Source organism: Brunnivagina elsteri CCALA 953 (assembly GCF_002289455.1).
GTDB lineage: Bacteria > Cyanobacteriota > Cyanobacteriia > Cyanobacteriales > Nostocaceae > Brunnivagina > Brunnivagina elsteri.
This window is the reverse complement of record NZ_NTFS01000271.1, coordinates 1-8,948: the sequence shown is the minus strand read 5'-3', so window position 1 is coordinate 8,948 and position 8,948 is coordinate 1. Positions and strand designations below refer to the sequence as shown.

The following is an 8,948-nucleotide window of genomic DNA, read 5'->3' as shown; positions in this document are numbered from 1 at the left end:
CCTTATTGTTGGCTGATTCAATGGGTAAAACACTCGCTGCTAATGATAACTCCAGCATTATTTTTACTGATTTATCTAGGATTATTTCTCTACAGCGGCTCTGCTTTGGGTGTTGGACTAGTAGTTGCAGGTGGTGTATTACTGGTGACAGCCCTAGTAGGCTTTTGTGGTCTTTATCGCCTCCTGGGAATTCATACCAATCAGCCCAACGAGCAACTTTAGAAGCCTTCACCCGCTCTAGCCCTCAAGCTAAAGAAAGTGCAATCGGGGTTAGCTAGAAAAGGTAACGGGTGGCTGCTCACCTGCTTGAAACAAAGCTGAGTGTTTTGCAATCTGAATACACCATCTAAATCCAGGAGTTCCGTCATGGACACTAATCTTCCGATTGAAAGTCCGTCTTTATCACGCCGGCAATTCCTCAACTTCATTACCGGCGCGACTGTTGCTGTCACCGCTGGTTCTGCGCTCTATGTCGCTGGCAAATTCTTCATTCCTCCAGCAGAAAAAATGGGAGCGGGGGGAGCTATTCTCGCCAAAGATATTCTAGGGAACCTAATCCCAGCCAGCCAAATCCTGGCAGAGTCGCCAGGAAGCCGTGCCCTAGTCGCAGGTCTGAGTGGTGAACCCACATATTTGATTGTCAAAGAAGATCACACACTGGACAGCATCGGGATTCTTGATAACTGTACCCACTTGGGCTGTACCTTTCCTTGGAATCCAATGGAACAGCAGTTTCAATGTCCCTGTCATGGTTCCCGCTATGCCCCAGATGGAACAGTAGTAAGAGGTCCCGCTCCTCTCCCCCTCAAGATTTTCCACGTTGCCGTCATCAATAACAGCATTTTGATTTCACCCTGGACGGAAACTGATCCTCGCACTGGAGAAAAGCCTTGGTGGGTATGATGCTTGTTGCTAAACACCCGAAAAATTACAAATATTCCTCTCTTTGATTTCAAAATTAAAGACAGTTTCAGACAGGACTTAGATCCCCGTCTGAAACGGAGGCTACGTGTGATGGTTGGGGTATTAAACCCTTTATTTGTGTAATTGCATCCTACTTTTCCAAAGCTTCTCCTGCTGCTTTCCAACCTTGAATACTAGGAGGAAAACCCCGCACATTAGTACGTCCTAACATTTGCAAACTCATAACTCCCATTGCCGTTCGATAACCTGTTGTGCAATAGAGGACTACAGGGCTATCTTGGGGAATTTTATCAATATCTGCAATTAAGGTTTGCAAGGGAATATTAATGGCGTTGGGAATATGACCTGAGGTATATTCAGAAGGCTGTCTAACATCAATTAATACAGCATTATCATTTTTAAGAATACTTTTGAGACCTTCTGTGTTTGCGATCGTGTAATAATTGCTAGGCAGAGAATTTAAAAAATGATCGATCGCCTCTGATAATTTAGCTTGGGGCATAGAACTAGCAGATGCGAGGGGAATTGGTGCGATCGCAAAAATAAAAACACATAAGGTTCCCAGTAATAATGTTAGAAAAAGATTCTTCATATTTTTCTCCTAAAGTTGCGTGAGTGACATCTAACGCAGTTGGGCTGAAACACTTTAGCCCAGCAGGTTGAATACTCGTCATCCTGCGCCATTCTTCATCATTTGGCTCAAAATTTCCTGGACAATTTGCACCCCTGTCACAGCTTGCCAGGCAAACAATCCCAGTAAAATCAGGTTGAGGGAAACGTGGATGCTGCGAACCCAGTCATGCTTCTGCATAAAGGGAACTAACGCAGCAGATGTGGAAATCAACCCCACCATTCCCAATCCAGCAAACAGATGGGGACTAATTACAATCTTGCCATTATTGAGGTAAGTTACCGTGATTCCCCCAATCGCGCCCATCACCATCAGTGCCAGGAGTATCGAGCCAATTTGATGATGGCGGATAGCAAACCGACCCTTTACCAGTTCTTTTTTAGACTCTCCTTCTGCCAGCCTCGTCCGCCGAACTTGCACACCCAGATACATGGCATAGAGTGCAACGACTAATAAAATCCACATGGTAATCGGGTGGAAAAAGCTGAGATAGGGCTGGAGAACTGCTAGATTATGCAAACTCATAATGGTTATCTCCAAAGTATTTGCGTATGCTAAATTCACTCAATCAATATTGAATCAGAGGGCTGCTTGAGCTAAATTAACAACTCTGTTTCTACGATTACCCTGACAGGCTGTTGTTTGATTTATTGAATGAATTGAATCAATTGATTAAACACGTTACAAAACGTAAGAAAATTATTACCAGAATTAATCAGAGTAATGTCCCAGCCAAATATTTAAGTTTGTAAATTGAACAAAATTTTTTATTAATATTAGGAATTCATAATGGTTAAAAAGATACTTATGAAGTAAAAATAAAATTATTGTAGTCTTATAACCGAATGGCACTAAGTTAAGACATAGCCCTTGCCCTGACTGCTTCCCAGCCTGGAGGCTGGGAAGCAATTCGGAGAGGCTCCGCCTCCAAAGGCTTAACGAGAGGCAGAGCCTCTCGAAATACATTCCCAGCCTGGAGGCTGGGAACGAGGTGAAACAAGACTTTCGGCTTATCTTCGTGCCATTCGTCTTATAACCTTAGTTATAGCCATATTTCTTGATGAACCAAATTTTGACAAATTGAGTCAAGACGCAATAGCAAGTGAGGATTAAAAATAACCAGAGAAAATAAACGGCTGGTAAGGGAACAAACCCTAAACTGGATGCGATGGGCGAAAAGGGTAGATACATGGCGACTCCCATCACGGTAGCGGTGATCAGCAGCATGGGTAAAGAAGCCCGACTCTGGAAAAAAGGCACCTTTGCCGTGCGAATGACATGGACAATTAGCGTTTGAGTCATCAGACTTTCCACAAACCAACCCGTTTGAAACAACGCTTGCTGGTCTACAGAGTTCGCCCCAAACACAAACCACATCAGGGCATAGGTAGCATAGTCAAAAATGGAGCTAATCGGACCGATGAAGATCATAAATCGCCGGATATTATCAATTTTCCACTTTGGTGGCTTGATGAGGGCTTCTTGATCCACATGATCGAAGGGGATGCCCGTTTGCGAAAAGTCGTAGAGGAGATTATTGATCAATATCTGCACAGGTTGCATGGGTAAAAATGGCAGCAGCGCACTCGCACCCAAGACGCTAAACATATTGCCAAAGTTAGAGCTAGTGCCCATTCTGATGTATTTGATGATGTTGGCAAACGTCTTGCGACCTTCGGTTACCCCAGATTCTAGGACTAACAAGTTTTTTTCTAATAAAATGATGTCTGCGGACTCTTTAGCAATATCAACTGCTGTATCAACTGAAATACCTACATCTGCCTCTCGTAAAGCAGCCGCATCATTGATGCCATCTCCCATGTATCCCACAATGTTGCCTTTTTTTCGCAGCACTTGAATAATTTTGGCTTTTTGGGTGGGAGAGAATTTGGCAAAAATGGTTGTGGTTACAGCAGCTTTAGCTAATTCATCATCCGATAAAGAGTCAATATCGCTACCTAGTAAGACATTTTGAACTGGCATCCCCACATCTTTGCAGATTTTACGAGTAATAATCTCATTGTCGCCGGTGATGATTTTTACATCAACGCCATTGCGCTTGAGAGCTTTAATCGCCTGGGCTGCGGAATCTTTGGGCGGATCGAGAAACGCAATGTTACCCAACAAAACCAAATCTTTTTCATCGGCGATCGCATAATGTAACTGATCCGGTGGCATGACTTTATATGCCACCGCAATTACCCGTAACCCCTCAGAATTTAGCTTTTGTTGTAAGTCTGCAACCTTGGTATGGACTGACTCATCTATTGGCAAAACCTTGTCATTGACTTTGAGTTGCGTGCAGACTTTGAGAATTTCTTCAACAGCACCTTTGCAAATCAGTATGTGCTGTTTTCCCATCTCTTCAACGACAACAGACATCCGACGACGCACAAAGTCAAAGGGAATTTCATCAAATTTCTGGTAGTTTGTTTCAATATTTAAAGCTTTAAGTTCTTCATTGTGATCGAGAACGGCGACATCTAATAAATTTTTTAAGCCAGTCTGGTAAAAGCTATTGAGATAAGCATACTTTAGGACATCGGTGCTTTCTTGACCGTAGGGATCTAGATGCCTCTGCAAAACGATTTTGTCTTGGGTTAAGGTGCCTGTTTTGTCAGTACAAAGAATATTCATCGAGCCAAAGTCTTGAATCGCATCAATGTTTTTGACAATAACCTTTTTGTCAGACATAGCGATCGCACCCTTCGCCAAATTTGCTGTGACAATCACAGGTAACATTTCTGGAGCCAGCCCTACAGCAACCGATAAAGCGAATGTGAATGCCTCAATCCAATTACCTTTAAGCACTCCATTGATCAAAAAGACGAGGGGAGCCATAATTAGCATAAAGCGCATCAACAGCACGGTTACGCCATTCACACCTTTGTTAAAGCTTGTTCGTGTTTTGTGTCCGCTAACGGTTTTAGCCAGGGATGCTAGATAAGTATGACTACCCGTTTCTGCAACAACGGCTGTTCCTGAACCACTGACAACCGCAGTACCCATAAAACAGAGATTAACTAACTCCAATGGGTTTTTCTCCTTATCATCAGGGAGTTCTGGGTGTTTTTCAGAGGGTAGCGACTCCCCAGTTAGGGTTGACTGACTGAGAAATAAATCCTTTGTCGCAATCAGCCTGATATCGGCTGGAATCATATCTCCGGCTGAAAGAAAGATGATATCACCAGGTACCAGCAACTTTACTGCAATTTCTTTTCCGGCGGTGATTCCCTTCTCTTTTTTCGGTGCAGCATCTTTACGGCTCACCGTTGCCGTTGAGCTTACCATTTCCCGCAGCTTTTCGGCAGCTTTGTTCGACTGAAATTCTTGTGAAAAGCGCAGCAACCCACCAAAAACCACCATCGTAAAAATAATGCAAGCGGCTACTACACCCCCAGTTAACAGCGAAACTGTCGCCAGAACAATCAGTAAAAGTGAGAGGGGATTCGTTACCGTTTTCAGCAATTGGATATACCATGTGATCGGTTTTTCGCGGGCGATCTCATTCAGTCCCGATTTCTCTAATCGCCGCTTGGCTTCAGCCTCAGTCAGTCCTTCTAACGAAGTATCGAATAAGTGCAGCACTCCATCCACATCCAGCCGAGCAATATCGATGAGCGCTTGGGATGAATCTACAGACGGGCTAGCTTTCGTTTTCGGCTTTTTGGGTGCATTGGCAGCTTGGCTTAATCGCTTCATAAAATTATTTCCTTTGGCTGTTCCAAAATGACGGTATGACGGGAGGCATAGATTAGATATCTCCGAAAAAGAATCTCAAACCCTTGTCCTATCTAGGTGAAAACCTAATTTCTGGAGATATCTATTCAGTACCCAAATTTTTTTAACCTAAATAGACTAAATAGATAACCTTGCTCATTTACTACTCTGAGTGACTAGAGTTTGATTTACGTCATGAATTAATTGATTACGATATAAATTGTAATGAAAAGCAATAAAGTCTTTACGAAAGTTTGTGTATGACCTCAACGACAATTCTGACTTTTCCCGTCATCTTTCTATCACAGCGATGCGGAAGCCGCCACTATACGTGAACGCGATCAGGAGTGCTATCCTAAAAGTCCTATTTTCCCGTTGTTTTATTCTCATTAAGCGTATTTTATTGATAATAAACCTGTGGGCTGAAACCCTTGCTGTATCCATGTTTCCAAACTTAACGGGAAAAGTCAGGTTGCTAAGAGAACTCCACAGAAAGAAATGCCCAATGTCATTCTGTAGCTTGCTTCCCGCAGGGTGGAACGTACGCGCTGAGTCGCAAAGCGACACGCTGCGCGAACGCGTTGCCGCAGGCTAGAATCTCGCGTAGATGCTGAGTCCCAAGGGGACACGCTACGCGAACGTTCCTCAGCATGACAACACAGGATCATTCATTTTGTGGCTTACTCTAATGTGCTTCAAGCTACCGTTGAATCATTCAATCAAGAAACTCAGATTCACTGCCATTCCCTATCCTCAAGTTCTTTTACTGGTAACAATAAGGTAGCTTCAATTTCCTGCCTAATAGCAGCCGTCACTTCACAATTGCTATTTAGACAATCAAGTAATAGTTGATTGGCATCGTAGTAACGTTGCAATACCTGCTCTTGCTGTTGGGTAAACTGCCAGTGGTGGTTAATATTACGATAATTAGTGATGGTTGTGTTTAGCTGTTGAGACCAAGTTACATAGTTTGTTTGACACCAGCCTGAAAACCGTTCTTGATTTTGCTCAGAATTGGGAAATTGCTCAGAGAGTTGTTGCAGGGATTTATGGAGTCCAGCATCCAAAACAATACCCAGAATGTTCGAGAGAGCATCTCCACAGGCATGAGCGTGGGCAAAGTCAAGGTTTTTATCAATTGCAGATTCTAGCAGTAGGTTGTTTAATGCAGCATCCAGAAACATCCCCTGGTCAAGGCTGCTGGCTAAGACAAAGTTAGAAGGCAGGTGAGGAGTCCGTGAAAGGGCAAGATAAAATGCTCTAATAGTGGCATCTTTTGGTTGGGTGGGAATAGTGCGAGATTTTTGGCTAGCCCAGGTCAAAAACTCTTGTAAATAAGAGTCTTGAGCAACGAGCGCATCAATTTGTTGCTTCATCAACTGTACTAAAGAGTCTGCACTCCGGAGCATAGCAGCCGTCAACAAGAAAATTTCGTGCCAGTGCGGGTCAGTAATGTGGCTAACTAATCCTGACAGTGCTTGCCCAGATGCCTCTAGGTTGTAACTGGCAACAATTTTTCTCGCCGTGAAGTATTCTTGAAATGCCAGATACGAGAAGGAGAAAATTCCCCGCGCCCGTTCTGCTAGTAGCCCATGTTGTGCTTCAATCGTCTTCAGTGCTGCTTCGCTTTCTATTTGCAATTCTTCTACATCCATTGGCACGTCGGTCAGGTTCTGAATGTAGTCACCAATATATTGCTCAACGATGCGTTGCTCAAAAAAATACTGACCTTGCTCAAATGTCGCTGCCGCAATTTGACTCAATAACTTCAGCTTTTGTGGTAATAAAAAACCTCGGTAAACGTCATCTCGTTCAATGCCTCTGGCTTCATCCCATTTCCCCAAAAGAAGGTCTAAACCTTTCTTATAAAAGTCAGTCCGCTTAGTCGGAAATTTTTCTTGACCGTGAAACACCCAGCAGGCAAGATGCAGAAATAGGGGCGTAACTACAAGTTGGCGAAATTGCCAGTTTTCAGGTAAGTCCAGCTTCTGAATAAACTCAGCAGATTGGGCTTGACCATTTTTAATGTTCGTCTTGCTGAATGCCACAAACCATTTTTGAGCAAAGGCTCGGATTTGTTCTGAGGTAAATGGGGCAATCTCAACATCGGTAAAGCCTCGGAGTCCAAGTCTTTGAGATGCTGTTCGACAGGTGGACACTAACTGATTTTTGTGATACTTGTCTGAAAATCTGCGAATTTCGCTTAAGACAGCATTACTTTGTTGGTTAAGAACTTCATCCATGCCATCAAGCAACAGTAACACTCTGCCTGATAAGAGCAAAGTTTCAATCACTGATGGGTTGGAAATTCCAGATGTGAGAAAATAGGAGCGGATGTAATTTAATAGGCTGAACTCGTTGGTGACAATAGAATCTTCAGCAAAATCTCTTAGTGAAATGAAGATTGGCACCTGATTCGCTGCAAATACACCTTGGTTACACTGAATGGCTAGATATTGTAAGAAAGTGGTTTTACCTACTCCTGGTTTGCCTAGCACCCTGAGTTTGGAATATGTTTCAACTGCTTGCATACCAGGTATATGTTTTTGCTCAACCTCACCTAAGCCAAAACGGTCAAATTCTTTGGGATCAAGGTTTTGCAGTGCAGTGATTTCTAACCACTGTTGGCTGGCAATTGATTCCAAAATATTTACATCTATATATATGTCATCGATCGCAACTGGATGATTGATATCTAATAACTGTAAAATCCCACATTGGTCTTGAATTTTGTCAAAGCGTTGCGATCGCACTTGTTGTACTAATCTATCAATATCTAACCCAGGGGGCTGGCTGTATTCTTCTAGTTCCATGAATTCTGCTGGCGGATTGCTAGCAATCTCCCGCCAACTTAGGTCTAATAAAGAACAAATTTCAATAAACACATGACGCTCAACTGGACGACCACTAAAAAAACGCCAAATCGGTTGTCTAGTCTTAAGATTGACTTCAAAAGCTAGATTGTCTTGCGTCCACCCCTTGCGGACAAATGCTCTTTTAGCCTCTTGAACCTTGGTAAGTGATGCCTGGAGCGATCGCTTGACCATAAGATAATAAAACTCCTAATAAAAACTTATGACTTAAACTTTTATTAACTCTATAAACTTTCTATTTTTTCTGATGGTAATAAAATTCTGCTCAATTTAAATCATACAAAAGTCATAGATCAATCTTCATTTCATCGAAATGAAACCAATCCAAAAGTTCTTTATACTGTCAATTCCATGTACATGCGTGGAATCAATTCTGCGAAAACCTTATGAAGATTGAGTTGCGGGCTTCTATGTATTGATTAATGGCTATCAATGATAAGTGATATTAAGGAATCATTAATTTTTTAAAGATTTGTAAATAAATCAAACACTTGGATATTTGAAGCAATTACACGAGCAAAAGTTACTGCGATCAGGTTGTCCATTTTACGTTGTTGGCAATGGTATTCGATACTTCTATTCCGTGGACAATTATGATTGCCATTATTCAAGTAAAGTTTCTAACACTAATAACAAAATTTAAGTATTTATATTGATACAATACCGATTTTATATTTCTATGTTAAGAAAATAAATATACAAGTATGAGAGAAATACAAATTATTGGCGAGAGCTTATCTTGTTTATTTACTTATACCAATTCTTTATGAAGCTGCATAAAATTTTACCCTACCCTAACC

General features: G+C 42.1%; 6 protein-coding genes. 2 read left to right on the top strand and 4 right to left on the bottom strand.

Annotated features, from left to right (window positions below; all coding sequences use genetic code 11):
- The first annotated feature begins 42 nt into the window (after positions 1–42).
- Positions 43–222: a YgaP-like transmembrane domain gene (locus CK510_RS20660; protein WP_095723496.1), complete on the top strand. Its 180-nt coding sequence runs from the start codon at positions 43–45 to the stop codon at positions 220–222.
- A 144-nt stretch (positions 223–366) separates the two neighbouring features.
- Positions 367–903, top strand: coding sequence for a cytochrome b6-f complex iron-sulfur subunit (gene petC / locus CK510_RS20655; RefSeq protein WP_095723495.1), 537 nt, complete (start codon positions 367–369; stop codon positions 901–903).
- A gap of 151 nt (positions 904–1,054) precedes the next feature.
- Here the strand turns inward: petC and CK510_RS20650 are convergent, their stop codons facing one another.
- The 4 genes from CK510_RS20650 to CK510_RS20635 all read right to left on the bottom strand — a co-directional run bounded on the left by CK510_RS20650 (position 1,055) and on the right by CK510_RS20635 (position 8,322).
- Entirely contained in the window at positions 1,055–1,516 is a 462-nt protein-coding gene (locus tag CK510_RS20650) for a rhodanese-like domain-containing protein (protein ID WP_095723494.1), read from the bottom strand.
- 78 nt (positions 1,517–1,594) lie between these two features.
- Positions 1,595–2,080: a DUF4079 domain-containing protein gene (locus CK510_RS20645; protein ID WP_095723493.1), complete on the bottom strand. Its 486-nt coding sequence runs from the start codon at positions 2,078–2,080 to the stop codon at positions 1,595–1,597.
- Between the two features lie 513 nt (positions 2,081–2,593).
- The gene (gene mgtA, locus CK510_RS20640; protein WP_095723492.1) at positions 2,594–5,257 is read right to left on the bottom strand and encodes a magnesium-translocating P-type ATPase; all 2,664 of its coding nucleotides are present in this window, start codon (positions 5,255–5,257) and stop codon (positions 2,594–2,596) included.
- A 752-nt stretch (positions 5,258–6,009) separates the two neighbouring features.
- Positions 6,010–8,322, bottom strand: coding sequence for an NACHT domain-containing protein (locus CK510_RS20635; protein WP_095723491.1), 2,313 nt, complete (start codon positions 8,320–8,322; stop codon positions 6,010–6,012).
- Between the last annotated feature and the right edge of the window lie 626 nt (positions 8,323–8,948).

Bases quoted from the DNA above. Each gene is read 5' to 3' on its own strand.
- CK510_RS20660 (WP_095723496.1), top strand. From the start codon at position 43: ATGATAACTCCAGCATTATTTTTACTGATTTATCTAGGATTATTTCTC.
- petC (WP_095723495.1), top strand. From the start codon at position 367: ATGGACACTAATCTTCCGATTGAAAGTCCGTCTTTATCACGCCGGCAA.
- CK510_RS20650 (WP_095723494.1), bottom strand. From the start codon at position 1,516: ATGAAGAATCTTTTTCTAACATTATTACTGGGAACCTTATGTGTTTTT.
- CK510_RS20645 (WP_095723493.1), bottom strand. From the start codon at position 2,080: ATGAGTTTGCATAATCTAGCAGTTCTCCAGCCCTATCTCAGCTTTTTC.
- mgtA (WP_095723492.1), bottom strand. From the start codon at position 5,257: ATGAAGCGATTAAGCCAAGCTGCCAATGCACCCAAAAAGCCGAAAACG.
- CK510_RS20635 (WP_095723491.1), bottom strand. From the start codon at position 8,322: ATGGTCAAGCGATCGCTCCAGGCATCACTTACCAAGGTTCAAGAGGCT.